An 11928-nucleotide genomic window follows, 5' to 3' on the forward strand; every position below is an offset into this window, starting at 1 on the left:
ACGCAGGCGACTCGATGTGACTCGGCTCACGCTCGCTGGGCGGTGTCCGAGCCCGTCGATTCGGGGTTCGGGGCGAGCGATGACAGACTCGGGGGCGATCACTGGAGGACCATGGACGCCATCGCACTGCCCGACCGCGAGATCGCGGACCGCCGCGACCCCGGCGGCGCGAACCCCGACGAGCGCGCGGTCGCCGAGGAGGCGGCCCGCCGCCGCACCTTCGCCGTCATCTCGCACCCCGACGCCGGCAAGTCGACCTTGACCGAGGCGCTCGCCCTGCACGCGCGCGCCATCGGCGAGGCGGGTGCAGTGCACGGCAAGGGCAACCGCCGCGGGGTCGTCTCGGACTGGATGGAGATGGAGAAGGACCGAGGCATCTCGATCACCTCTGCCGTGCTCCAGTTCGCCTACGACGGCACCGTCGTCAACCTGCTCGACACCCCCGGTCACGCCGACTTCTCCGAGGACACCTACCGGGTGCTCGCAGCGGTCGATGCCGCCGTCATGCTCGTCGACGCCGCCAAGGGCATCGAGCCCCAGACGTTCAAGCTCTTCGAGGTGTGCCGCGCCCGCGGCGTGCCTGTCATCACCGTCGTCAACAAGTGGGACCGCCCCGGCCTCGACGCGCTCGCGATCATGGACGAGCTGACGACACGCATCGACCTGCACCCGATGCCGCTGACCTGGCCGGTCGGCGTGGCGGGTGACTTCCACGGCGTGCTCGACTGCGCGAGCGGCGAGTTCGTGCAGTTCACCAGGACACCGGGCGGCGCCACCGAGGCGATCACGACGCGCATGAGCGGCGCCGAGGCCGAGCAGCTGCTCGGCTCGACGTGGACCGACGCGGTCGAGGAGTACGACCTGCTGCGCTCGTCGGGCCACGGCTACGACCACGAGCTCTTCCTCTCCGGCGCGGCGTCGCCGGTCCTCTTCGGGTCGGCCGTGCTCAACTTCGGGGTACGCCAGCTGCTCGACACGCTCGTGACGCTCGCTCCCGCGCCGGGCGCACGGCCCGACCGGTCCGGCACGCCCCGCGAGGTGTCGGCGCCGTTCTCGGGGTTCGTCTTCAAGATCCAGGCCGGGATGGACCGCGCCCACCGCGACCGCCTCGCTTTCGTCCGGGTCTGCTCCGGCCGCTTCACCCGGGGCATGGTCGTGACGCACGCCGACACCGGAAGGCCCTTCGCCACGAAGTACGCGCAGAGCGTCTTCGGCCGCGACCGCTCGACGCTCGACGAGGCCTTCCCCGGCGACGTCATCGGCCTCGTCAACGCCAACGCCCTGCGCGTGGGCGACACGCTCTTCGCCGACGAGAAGGTCGCCTTCCCGCGCATCCCGCTCTTCGCACCCGAGCACTTCGCCGTCGCCCGGGCGGCCGTCACCGGCAAGCAGAAGCAGTTCCGACGGGGCATCGAGCAGCTGGGCGAGGAGGGCGTCGTGCAGGTGCTCACCTCCGACCGGCGCGGGGCGCAGGCCCCGGTTCTCGCGGCGGTCGGCCCGATGCAGTTCGACGTGGCCAAGCACCGGATGGAGCACGAGTTCGGCTCGGCCATCAGGCTCGAGCCGCTCGGCTACTCCATCGCCCGAGCCGTGGCCGTGGACGCGATCCCGATCGTCAACAGCCGTTCCGGCGCCGAGGTGCTGACGCGCGAGGACGGCCTGGACGTCGCGGTCTTCGCCGACAAGTGGCGCCTCGCCTCGGTCGAACGCGACGTGCCTGCGGGCTCGTTCACGCCGATCTTCGGCTGACCCCGTGAGCCGGCGCTTCGAGGAGGTCGACTGGCAGCAGACGGCGTGGGGTGAGATCAGCCTGCGGCGCCGGCTCGAGCCCTCTCTCCTCGTCGACGTCTACGAGGTCAAGCTCGGCGAGGAGTTCCTCATGTCGAGCCTCTTCACCGTTGCCGAGATCGAGCTGGCCCGCCTGGGACTGGCTGCCGTCGAGGGTGAGCACCTCGACGTGGTCGTCGGCGGGCTCGGCCTCGGCTACACCGCGCTGGCCGCCCTCGAGGACAAGCGGGTGTGCACCGTCACGGTGGTCGAGGCGCTGGCCCCGGTCATCTCCTGGCACGAGAGGCGGCTGCTGCCGGACACCGCCGCGCTGACGCTCGACCCGCGCACCACCCTGCTCGAGGGCGACTTCTTCGCGCTGGCCCGTGAGGGTGCGGGCTTCGGCAGTGCGCCCGGCCTGCTGCACGCCGTGCTGCTCGACATCGACCACACCCCCCACCACGTGCTGCACCCCAGCCACGCGGACCTCTACACCCACGAGGGTCTCGAGCGCCTCGCTGCCCGGTTGCACCCCGGCGGGGTCTTCGCCCTCTGGTCGGACGACCCGCCCGAGGAATCCTTCATCGCGCTCCTTGCGAGCGTCTTCGCCGACGCCGCCGGACACGAGGTGACCTTCGCGAACCCGCTCACCGGCGGCCGCTCATCCAACACCGTCTACGTCGCGACCACCTCCAGCACACACCCAGCCCCACACGGCATACGCCCATCGTGATGTGCGCAGCCTGCGGCGCGGAAGTGCCTCCCCGGGGGGCGCGGACGTCCTACGGTGGGACGAGCAAACCGCTCGTCCGTCCAGGGGAGGTCACGTGAGCGTCTCGGTCTCGATCGCCGGCTCGGTGACGACGGCACGACTCGTGGGGGAGATCGACACGTACTCCGTGGGGGACGTTCGTGAGGCGTTCGAGCGGCTCCCCATCGTCGCGGGCGGCGGGGTCGTCGTCGACCTGCGCGAGGTCACCTTCATCGACTCGTCGGGGCTCGGGGCAATCATCGCCCTCTACCATCGCGCCGGCGCGGCCCGCGCCCGACTGCAGCTGGTCTGTGGGGACGTGACGCTGCGGCTCGTCCGGCTGATGCACCTCGACGACGTCATGGACGTCGTCACCGAGCCCGCCGACGCGTCGAACGGCAGCGTGACCTCCGCCGACGCCCAACCCTCGGACCCCAGCTGATCCTCGCGTCGCTCAGGACGCGAGGCTGAGGTGGACCTGAACGCGCGTACGCGTGGGGCGGGCCTCGATGGTGAGCCGATCGCTGAGCCGTTCGGCGATCCAGAGTCCGCGGCCGCTCGTCGCCGTGTCATCGGGCATGCCCAGCTGCGGCACCGAGCCAGTGCCGTCGTCGTCCTCGACCGTGAAGACGAGCGAGTCAGGCGTCTCGTCGATGCACAGGACCCCGTGCCCACCGCCGTGGACGATGCTGTTGACCGCGACCTCATGCACGGCGAGCACGGCATGGTCGGCCCGGTCCGGGATGCGCTCCACGGCGATGGTCCGCACGATCTCGCGCACGCGGCGCAGGTCGTCCGGACCGAACTCGACACGGCCGAGCTCCCTGCCTGCGGCGACCGACGGTCCTGTCACACCTGCATGCTCCCACTTCTGCGCCATCCATGGGCGATATGGCCCACCGGCTGTCAGGATGACCCCATGAACGTGCCATGGCAGAGCCCAGGGGCGAGCCGAGCGGCCGTCTCTCCCCGGCTCGCCGCGCTGGCGCGGATCGCGGCCGAGGTTGCGGCCGCCACGACGGTGGAGCAGCTGACCGACACGATCACCGAGGAGGCGGCCAAGGTGATGGGCGCCTCCCGCGCCGCGCTCGCGGTCCGCGAGGGTTCGGACCGGCTCCGCACCATCGCCGCCCACGGCCTCACCCCGTCCGAGGTCCAGCGGTGGGCCACCCTCGAGCTCGCCGAGCGGTCGCCCCTCACCGATGCCGTCCTGACCAGCCAGGTCGTGACGATCACCAGTCGAGCCGAGCTGCTCGAGCGCTACCCGGGGCTCGGCGACCGCACCGAGGGCTCGTCCGTGACGTTGCCGCTCATCTCGCGGACCGACGGGTCGGTGGTTGGCGCCCTGGGCTTCCGTTTCGACGGACGGGTCGGGGGCGTGGACCCCGATGAGCTGTGGGTGCTGGGCGTCCTCAGTGACGTGTGCGCCCAGACGATGCTTCGCCTGAAGGCTGAGGCGCAGAGTGCGGCTCGCGCCGCGCGGCTCGAGTTCCTTGCCGATGCCTCCCAGGCGCTCGCGAGCTCCCTCGACTACCGGCAGACGCTGCGCCAGGTCGCGTCGCTCGCCGTGCCGACCCACGCCGACTGGTGCTCGGTGTCGATGGTCGACGACGGTGTCCTGCGCACGCTCGCAGTGGCCCACGTCGATCCGGAGAAGGTGCAGCTCGCGAGGGAGCTCGAGACCCGGTGGCCGCCCGACCCCGACCGCCCCGGGGGCGCGGCCCTCGTCGCCCGGACGGGTGAGAGCCTGCTCGTCGAGGCGGTCACCGACGCCATGCTCGTCGCAGCCGCGCAGGACGAGGAGCACCTGCGGGTGGCCCGTGAGCTCGGCCTGCAGAGCGCCATGTCGGTGCCGCTCATCGCCAAGGACCGGGTGCTCGGAGTGCTCAGCTTCGTCGCCGCCGAGTCGGGTCGCCACTACGGCGCCGAGGACGTCGCCTTCGCCGAAGATCTCGCGCGACGTGCCGGCCTCGCCATCGACAACGCCGACCTCTACTCGCAGACCCGGCGTGTCGCGTCGGTGCTCCAGTCCACCCTGTTGCCGCAGGACCTTCCCGAGCTGGCCGGGTGGCAGCTCGGCACCGTCTACCGTCAGGCGGGACGCACCGACGTCGGCGGGGACTACTACGACGTCAGCGGTCTCGACGACGGCAGGGTCATCGCCGTCCTCGGCGACGTCATGGGCAGGGGAGTGGATGCCGCCGTCTCCGGTTCGCTGATGCGCTCGGCCGCCCGGGTCCTCTCGACCCAGGACCCGGAGCCCGCGGCGCTGGCCCGGGCCATGGACCGCTTCATGGTCGTGGAACCCCCGACCCAGATGGCCTCTGCCGTCTACGTCCTCTTCGACCCGTCCGAGGACGACATCGCCCTCGTCGTCGCCGGGCACCCTCCGCCCCTGATCTTCCGAGACGGGAGGTCGCGGTTCGTGACCGAGGAAGGGTCGCCCATCCACGGCCTGGGTGAGGTGCCCCGAGTCTCCGCGCACTGCCCCTTCGGTGCCGGTGACCTTCTGCTGCTCTACACCGATGGGCTCGTGGAACGACGGGGCGAGAGCATCGACATCGGACTGCGACGACTGCAGGCCGCCGCCGACGAGCTGTTCACGGCCGTCGACGACCTGACCGACCTCGACGACGTGCTGGCCAAGCTCACCGAGTCGGTGTCCGACCCGGACCGTCAGGACGACGTCGCCGTGCTCGCCTTCCGTCGAGTCATGTGAGTTCGCGCCACCGGGGGGTGGCGGGGCGCGGACAGAGCACCCGGCATACGCCCCTATGCTGGTGGGCGGATGAGTCGGCCAGACGGTCGCGTCAGGGCCTCGGCCCTGCCGAGGAACGTCCGGGCTCCACAGGGCAGGGTGGTGGCCAACAGCCACCCGGGGTGACCCGCGGGACAGTGCCACAGAGAACAGACCGCCGGCGGCTTCGGCAGCCGGTAAGGGTGAAACGGTGGTGTAAGAGACCACCAGCGCTCCAGGTGACTGGAGCGGCTCGGTAAACCCCACCCGGAGCAAGTCCAGACAGCGCACGATCGATGCCCTCGGGCGTCGGGAAGACCGGCCCGGTCGAGTGTGCGGGTAGGACGCTAGAGCCGGTCAGCAATGGCCGGCCCAGATGGATGGCCGTCGCCGCGTCACCGGTAACGGGGACGCGGAACAGAACCCGGCGTATCGGCCGACTCATCCACTTTTAGGCCTCTGACCTGCGGTTTTGGGTTTGGGCACCCCCGTTAGTCCGCAAAATTTCGGAGGACTCCGTCGACGGCGGCCCTCGTGCGCTCGTCGTTGTCCGGCCAGAGGTGGCTGTAGGTGTCGAGGGTCTCGCTGGCGCTGGCGTGGCCCAGGCGGGCCTGGACGGTCTTGACGGACTCGCCGTGGCGGATGAGCAGCGAGGCGTAGTAGCGCAGATGAACGGGACTACGTCGTACCTGGGGGTAGCGATTTGCAGTTCGAATGGCGTGACCAGCGCACGACGCAGGTTCACGTCGGGGTCATGCCATCCCGAGTAGTCGTGTGACCGTCAGGCGCGAGTCCGGCGGGGGAGTCGCACAGTTGCCGGCGCCTACGCGCGCGACCACGTCGAACTGGGATACGCGACGTCGGCCCACCGTGCCCAAGGCAGGACCGTGGACACGACACACGCCTTCGTCACGGCCACGACGATGCGCGAACCGCTCTACGTGATGGCCACCCGCGGCCGGGAGAGCAACATGCTGTACGTCGACACGGCATACGACCCCGACGTGCCCACGGCGCATGAACGGGCCACCGCCATGGACCCGTCACTGGTGCTCGAACAGGTGTTGACCCGTTCGAGTGCAGATCTCAGCGCAACGGAGATGCGCGAGCGGGAGCGGGACAACAGCATCAACCTGGCACGTCTGGAAGCAGAGCGGGCCGCGGTTCTCGCTGTTCACCAGCGCAGGCGAGCCAACGTTGCAGCACGTGACTCGGCAACTCGGGAGCTGTAGACCAACGACTGACGTGCGAGGAGCGGCATGACAGGACGTTCGCACGGCGCGCCTGGAGGGGCACGTGACAACGGGGGAGATCCGGGGCGACCGGAGTCGGCGGGTGGCTCAGGTCTGGCCGCGAACCTCGCTGGCGGCGAGCCAGGACTCGAAGCGTCCTGTTGCTGTCGCCAGGTAGCGGTGGACCCCGGCCTCCAGCTGCGCGACCTCCTCGCGCAGCCCGAACATCTGGTAGTCGGCCCGGCGCTCGGGCGCGCACTCGTGCTCGCCAGTACCGGTGCGATCCACGGAAGCGCCGCACTCCTGACAGGGCATGAACCGGGAACCGAACATCGCACACCACCTCGTCTCTATGAGCACATACCCGTACTTCAACCGAGTTGCACCGGTCTCGGCCCGTTGCCCCACCGGCGGGCTCGGTACTAGCGTTCGACAGGGTGGGCAGGTGCCAGAGCGGAGGCTCAGATGGCAGACAACGCAACCCTCGCGCGCAGGATTCACGAGGCATGGAACGAGCGAAGATTTGACGAGATCGCCGAGGCGACAGCGCCCGATGGAACGATCACGATCGTCGGGTCCGGTGACACCTTCGTAGGCGCCGACGGCTCTCGCGCGTACAACACGATGTGGGCAGACGGGTTCCCGGACGGCAAGGTCACCGTCGACCGGGTGATCGAGTCGAGCAACTACGTGGTCGTGGAGTTCACCGGCCGGGGCACCCACACGGGAACTCTGGCAACCAGCATGGGTGAGATCCCAGCAACCGGGCGGTCCCTGACCTTGCAGCTGTGCGATGTCATGGAGTTCAAGGATGGCAAGGTCCTGAGTCAGAAGACGTACTTCGACACCGGATCAATGATGGCTCAGCTTGGACTCACGTCCGGGCAGACGGCGTCACAGCACCAGTAGTCCTTTCAGCACAACCGGCACCGGCCCACCCCGTTCATCTCACCGCTCTGTTGCACCCGGCTGGCAGGGCTGCGCTGCCAGCCCCCCAGGACGCGCGCGTGACCTGTGCCCGCAGCGGTCTGGCACGCATCACCCGCGGCATGGTTGGACATCGTCCGACGAGCGGCTACCTGGAGACTGGTTGCAGGATCGGTTTCCGGCCATGAGCGGATGTCGGGCGCTGCTCGGGTTGCCTCGTGGCGGCTGCTGTCACGGCGGCCGTAGCCGAGACGGCCGCCAGTGCCCAGAACAGGCGGGGGTAGCCGCCTAGTGGGCCGGTCAGGGCCGTCCCGGCCCAGGGGGCGAAGGCGCCGGCGATGGTGATGGGCGCGGCCAGAGTGGCAGTGAGCCGGCCGTAGGCGTGGGTGCCCCACCGGTCGGTGACGGCGGTGGCCTGCAGGAGGGTGAGGTGCCGCGGACGGTGCCGGCGGCCATGGCGGTGAGCGTGAGGAGCCACAGCGGGCCGGGGATGGCTGCCAGTAGGGCGGTGGTGAGGCCGCCAGCGGCGATCAAGGCTGCGGTGCGAGTGCGGGGACTGGTGCGGGCGGCCAGCGGCGCGTAGACGAGCCGGCCCAGGGTCTGCCCGAGGCCGCCGAGCCCCAGGGCCCAGGCGGCCTGGCTGGTGGTGGCTCCGCGGTGGGTGAGCAGCGGGATGAGCCCGAAGACGACGGCGTACATGGCGAACCCGGACAGGGTGAGGGCTGCCGCGAGGAGAAGGAAGGGCTTGCTGGTGATGACGGCCCGCAGGCTGGCTCCGGCGGGAAGTCTCGCGCCGGCCGCCCCGGCCCATGGGGCCGCAGGGCGTGCAGGCTCAGGGGCGTGCGCTGGCCATGGGCCGCGCAGGGCGTGCAGGCTCAGGGGCGTGCGCTGGCCATGGGCCGCGCAGGGCGGGTGGCGTGCAGCGGTGCTGCGGTCAGAAGCACGACCAGGGCGAGGGTGAGCGCGGCGTGGTGCCAGCCGATGTGCTCGGTCAGGGCCGCGGTGATGGGGGCGAAGATGGTGCTTGCAAGGCCGCCGGCGAGGGTGAGGGTGGTCAGGGCGCGGACCCGCCGCGGTCCGTACCAGCGCGTCAGGGCTGCGAAGGCCGGCTGGTAGAACGTGGCGGCCATGGCCAGCCCGGCGAGCAGCCACCCGGCGGTGAAGACCAGGGGGTTGGGGGCGAGGGCGACGATGGCCAGGGCGCCGGCCCCCAGGAGCGAGCCGGCGGTCATGACGCGCCGCGGGCCGGTGCAGTCGATGAGGTGGCCGATGGGGATGCCGGCGACCGCGGACACGACCAGGGCCGCGGTGAACGGGGCGGTCGCGGCCGGCGCGGACCAGCCGGTGTCGCTGGTGATGGCCGGCAGCATGACGGGGAAGGCGTAGTAGAGCGTGCCCCAGCCGATGATCTGGGTGGCGCACAACGCTGGCAGGGCGAATCTGGGCCTGCTCACTACGACCGGCTGGTCGCCGGCGGTTGGTGTCGCGGTGTCCGGTGGGGTGCCGTGACCGGAGGCGGCCGGGCCGTCGACCAACGCGCTCGGCGCGGTCGACGGCCCGTGGTCGCCGGGTGGGCGGTTCAGCATCCGGAGGGGCCGCAGGCTCCCGCAGTTGCGGTGGGGACGCCGATTTGGATCAGTTGTGGCCTGGTCCCCGACGTTGCCAGCGCTGCCACCGGGACGGCCTGGGTTTCTGCTGCGGGAGCGGGGCTGCAGCAGCCGCCGTCGCCGGCGCCCTCGTTGGCGGCGGCCTCGTCGAAGAGTCCCGCGCCGCCGCACACGCCGGTCTCGGGGAGGGTGAGCTCGACGCGAGAGGCCGCTTCGTGGTCGCCGGCGAGGGACGCCGCCACGGAGCGGACCTGCTCGTAGCCGGTGAGGGCCAGGAAGGTGGGCGCGCGGCCGTAGGACTTCATCCCGACGACGTAGAGGTCCTGCTCGTCGTGGGCCAGCTCGGCCGCGCCGTGCGGGTAGACGGTGCCGCAGGAGTGGACGTTCGGGTCGATGAGCGGGGCCAGGGCGGCGGGTGCCTCCAAGCGGGTGTCCAGGCGCAGCCGCAGCTCGGACAGGATCGAGTGGTCCGGTCGGAACCCGGTCAGGCCGATGACCTGGTCCAGGCCCTCGATGCGGGAGCCGTCCTCGCTGACGAGGGTCAGCACGCCAGCGCCTACGGTGTCCTCGACTCGGTGCTCGATGGTTTGGGCGCGGAAGCCGGTGACGACCTCGATGTGCCCGGCGGCGACGGCTTCGCGGGCCTTGACGCCGAGCGCGCCGCGAGCGGGAAGCTGGTCGGCGTCCCCGCCGCCGTACGCGTTGCCGACGGCGCCGCGGCGCAGGACCCAAATGGCCGTGGTGCCGGGCACCCGGTCGGCCAGGGCAGCCAGGGCCACGAGCGCGGTCAGGGCCGAGTGGCCGGAGCCGACGACGGCGGTGCGGTTGCCGCCGTACCGGGCGACGTCGGCGGGGTCCGCGGTGGCGGCATCCCCGGTGTTGGGGACGCGGTAGGTGATGCGCTCGGCGATGACCGGGTTCTGCTCGCCGTCGGCGGGATACCCGTCGCTGCCGAGCGGGTTCGGTCGGCTCCACGTGCCGGAGGCGTCGATCACGGCGCGGGCGGTGAGCCGGGATGGCTGGCCGGCGGCGGCGTGCAGGTGCACGGTGAACGGTTGGTCCTCGCGGCCCGAGTCCACGACCCGGTCCCGGCCGGCACGGGCGACGCCCGTCACGCGCTGGCCGTACCGGACGCGGTCCCCGAGGGCGTCGGCCAGCGGCTGCAGGTACAGCTGCACCCACTCGGCGCCCGTCGGGTAGCGGCCGGCCTCCGGCTCGACCCACCCGGTGCGCTTGAGGAGGCGTCGCGCGGCCGGGTCGACGAGCTCGGACCACCGGGAGAACAGCCGCACGTGGCCCCAGTCGCTCACGGCGGCGCCGGCGCGGTCGCCGCGTTCCAGAACGAGCGGCTCGAGGCCCTGCTCGAGCAGGTGCGCCGCGGCCGCCAGGCCGATCGGGCCGGCGCCGATGACGACGGTGGGCAGCGGGTTGGTGACAGTCGGGATCGTCACGGGTGAACCTCCGGTCAGTCGCCGAGCACGCCCGGCGAACATCTATTTCGATACTTATCGATGCCTCGCTGCCGCTCATCTTGCACTCTGGTTCGACGGCTGTCAACATAGACGCATGTCGAAGTTGCTGGAGGTTGAGGACGTGACCCCGTCCGGCGGGAGCACCGCAGGTCAGCTGTGCTGCACGCCGTTGACGCGCGGTCCACTCGGAGTCGAGGACGCCGAGCGCGCCGCGGCGATGTTCAAGGCGCTGGGAGACCCGGTGCGGCTTCGGCTGTTCTCGAACATCGCCTCCGCCGAGGGCGGCGAGGCGTGCGTGTGCGACATCCAGGACGTGGGGGTGTCCCAGCCGACGGTGTCGCACCACCTGAAGAAGCTGCGCGAGGCCGGGTTGCTGGAGTCCGAGCGGCGCGGGACCTGGGTGTACTACAGGGTTGATCCTGACGTGCTCGCCGTCATGGCCCAGATGCTCGCGCCGGTCGGCACCTGATCCGGCTCGCAGCCGCAGCTCATGACAACCCCGGAGCTTGGACACGGAGGGCTGCCGCTACGCCTCGATACTGAGCTGCTTCCGGTGGAGTCGTAGTGCTGCATGCCGTAGGCGTACACGTCGGCCGGCGTCATCGTGTCCCGGAAGAAGGGATCCCATCCGACCGGGAAGTGCATCCATCACCCGAGCGCTTCAGCTGACCCGGCGTCGAGCCGGCGGTGCAGCCGCGCGAGCCGTCGAAGGTGGCAGCCAAACCTGGGGCAAGACGACGAACCGAGCGGGCGGGCCAGCGTCGTCTCGACCTGACCTATCGCCTCAGCGAGCCTGGAGTGCCTCGAGCAGGCCTTCGCAGCGGGCCTGGATGTCCCCACGGATCAGCCGCATGCGCTCGACTCCCTCGATGCCGCGTGAGGAGGGTTCGTCGGTCTCCCAGGTTTCGATGGAACCTCGCATCTCGGGGACGGCGGCGACAACCGCCTCGGAACCGAGCACGACGACACGGTCGACGCGCCGGAACAGGTCCGGGTCGATCGCCGTGGGCACCTCCCCGTCCATGCTCGCCCCGACTTCGGCGACGACCTCGGCGGACAACGCGTTCACCGCATCGCCCGGCCGGGTCCCAGCGGAGTGGACCTCCACGGCAGCGCCCGCCAAGGACCGCATGAGGGCGGCCGCCATCTGGGACTTCCCGCCGTTCTTGACGCACACGAACAACACCGACGGACGGGAGTCGCCGGCGCCCGCTGGTCCCACCCGCGGGACCTCACTCATGCGACCCTCCAGCGAACATGGCGGCCAAGGACGGGGAGACGGCCTGGGCGCCGACGGTGGCGCGGGGGTCGGGGATCGCGCCGGAGTCGGTCTCGTCGATGAGGGCGGCCTCGGCAGCGGCCTCGGCGGGGGTGGCGGTGTCCTCGAGGGCGGCGAGGTAGTGCTCGGCGTCGAGGGCGGCGGCGCAGCCGGAGC

The 11928-nt window shown here is 71.1% G+C and carries 13 protein-coding genes, 1 other RNA gene and 1 pseudogene; 8 read left to right on the plus strand and 7 right to left on the minus strand.

Features of this window, described 5'->3' with window-relative positions:
- Positions 1-111: 111 nt before the first annotated feature.
- The 3 genes from AB4030_RS20120 to AB4030_RS20130 all read left to right on the plus strand — a co-directional run bounded on the left by AB4030_RS20120 (position 112) and on the right by AB4030_RS20130 (position 2960).
- Positions 112-1749: a peptide chain release factor 3 gene (locus AB4030_RS20120; protein WP_442280976.1), complete on the plus strand. Its 1638-nt coding sequence runs from the start codon at positions 112-114 to the stop codon at positions 1747-1749.
- Between the two features lie 4 nt (positions 1750-1753).
- Complete coding sequence (locus AB4030_RS20125; protein WP_442280977.1) at positions 1754-2500, plus strand: spermidine synthase; 747 nt, start codon at positions 1754-1756, stop codon at positions 2498-2500.
- Positions 2501-2594: 94 nt separating this feature from the next.
- Positions 2595-2960: an STAS domain-containing protein gene (locus AB4030_RS20130; RefSeq protein ID WP_442280978.1), complete on the plus strand. Its 366-nt coding sequence runs from the start codon at positions 2595-2597 to the stop codon at positions 2958-2960.
- Between the two features lie 12 nt (positions 2961-2972).
- On the opposite strand, the gene AB4030_RS20135 is transcribed toward AB4030_RS20130, so the two are convergent.
- A complete protein-coding gene (locus AB4030_RS20135) occupies positions 2973-3371 on the minus strand; it encodes an ATP-binding protein (RefSeq protein WP_442280979.1) in 399 nt (132 codons plus the stop codon).
- Between the two features lie 66 nt (positions 3372-3437).
- On the opposite strand from AB4030_RS20135, the gene AB4030_RS20140 reads away from it, so the two are divergent.
- The 3 genes from AB4030_RS20140 to AB4030_RS20150 all read left to right on the plus strand — a co-directional run bounded on the left by AB4030_RS20140 (position 3438) and on the right by AB4030_RS20150 (position 6487).
- Positions 3438-5237 (plus strand): PP2C family protein-serine/threonine phosphatase, encoded by a 1800-nt coding sequence (locus AB4030_RS20140; protein WP_442280980.1) that lies wholly within the window; start codon positions 3438-3440, stop codon positions 5235-5237.
- Between the two features lie 70 nt (positions 5238-5307).
- An RNA gene (rnpB, locus tag AB4030_RS20145) (RNase P RNA component class A) lies at positions 5308-5703 on the plus strand.
- Positions 5704-6142: 439 nt separating this feature from the next.
- Positions 6143-6487 carry a hypothetical protein gene (locus AB4030_RS20150; protein ID WP_442280981.1) on the plus strand — a complete coding sequence of 115 codons (345 nt, stop codon included), beginning with the start codon at positions 6143-6145 and terminating at the stop codon, positions 6485-6487.
- Between the two features lie 108 nt (positions 6488-6595).
- On the opposite strand, the gene AB4030_RS20155 is transcribed toward AB4030_RS20150, so the two are convergent.
- Positions 6596-6775, minus strand: a complete 180-nt coding sequence (locus AB4030_RS20155) for a hypothetical protein (RefSeq protein ID WP_442280982.1) — start codon at positions 6773-6775, stop codon at positions 6596-6598.
- Positions 6776-6952: 177 nt separating this feature from the next.
- Between AB4030_RS20155 and AB4030_RS20160 the strand changes: the two genes are divergently transcribed.
- Positions 6953-7396 (plus strand): ester cyclase, encoded by a 444-nt coding sequence (locus AB4030_RS20160; protein WP_442280983.1) that lies wholly within the window; start codon positions 6953-6955, stop codon positions 7394-7396.
- Between the two features lie 318 nt (positions 7397-7714).
- Here AB4030_RS20160 and AB4030_RS20165 read toward each other — a convergent pair whose 3' ends face one another.
- The 3 genes from AB4030_RS20165 to AB4030_RS20175 form a co-directional block, all read right to left on the minus strand.
- Complete coding sequence (locus AB4030_RS20165) at positions 7715-8392, minus strand: MFS transporter (protein ID WP_442280991.1); 678 nt, start codon at positions 8390-8392, stop codon at positions 7715-7717.
- Positions 8290-8868 carry an MFS transporter gene (locus tag AB4030_RS20170; protein WP_442280992.1) on the minus strand — a complete coding sequence of 193 codons (579 nt, stop codon included), beginning with the start codon at positions 8866-8868 and terminating at the stop codon, positions 8290-8292. Before AB4030_RS20170 ends, AB4030_RS20165 begins: the two co-directional genes overlap by 103 nt.
- A gap of 125 nt (positions 8869-8993) precedes the next feature.
- Entirely contained in the window at positions 8994-10514 is a 1521-nt protein-coding gene (locus AB4030_RS20175; protein ID WP_442280984.1) for an NAD(P)-binding domain-containing protein, read from the minus strand.
- Positions 10515-10587: 73 nt separating this feature from the next.
- On the opposite strand from AB4030_RS20175, the gene AB4030_RS20180 reads away from it, so the two are divergent.
- A complete protein-coding gene (locus AB4030_RS20180) occupies positions 10588-10962 on the plus strand; it encodes an ArsR/SmtB family transcription factor (RefSeq protein ID WP_442280985.1) in 375 nt (124 codons plus the stop codon).
- A gap of 315 nt (positions 10963-11277) precedes the next feature.
- Here the strand turns inward: AB4030_RS20180 and AB4030_RS20185 are convergent, their stop codons facing one another.
- On the minus strand, positions 11278-11733 hold the full coding sequence (locus AB4030_RS20185) for an arsenate-mycothiol transferase ArsC (protein ID WP_442280986.1): 456 nt from the start codon (positions 11731-11733) through the stop codon (positions 11278-11280).
- Positions 11726-11928 (minus strand): annotated as a pseudogene (locus AB4030_RS20190) (hypothetical protein); the annotation flags it as partial. The pseudogene AB4030_RS20190 and the gene AB4030_RS20185, both read right to left, overlap by 8 nt.

The sequence above is a fragment of the Terrabacter sp. 2YAF2 genome (assembly GCF_052114705.1).
GTDB lineage: Bacteria > Actinomycetota > Actinomycetes > Actinomycetales > Dermatophilaceae > Terrabacter.

Excerpts from the sequence above, each read along its gene's own strand:
- AB4030_RS20160 (WP_442280983.1), top strand. The coding sequence starts at position 6,953 with ATGGCAGACAACGCAACCCTCGCGCGCAGGATTCACGAGGCATGGAAC.
- AB4030_RS20180 (WP_442280985.1), top strand. The coding sequence starts at position 10,588 with ATGTCGAAGTTGCTGGAGGTTGAGGACGTGACCCCGTCCGGCGGGAGC.
- AB4030_RS20185 (WP_442280986.1), bottom strand. The coding sequence starts at position 11,733 with ATGAGTGAGGTCCCGCGGGTGGGACCAGCGGGCGCCGGCGACTCCCGT.
- AB4030_RS20140 (WP_442280980.1), top strand. The coding sequence starts at position 3,438 with ATGAACGTGCCATGGCAGAGCCCAGGGGCGAGCCGAGCGGCCGTCTCT.
- AB4030_RS20175 (WP_442280984.1), bottom strand. The coding sequence starts at position 10,514 with ATGTTCGCCGGGCGTGCTCGGCGACTGACCGGAGGTTCACCCGTGACG.
- AB4030_RS20120 (WP_442280976.1), top strand. The coding sequence starts at position 112 with ATGGACGCCATCGCACTGCCCGACCGCGAGATCGCGGACCGCCGCGAC.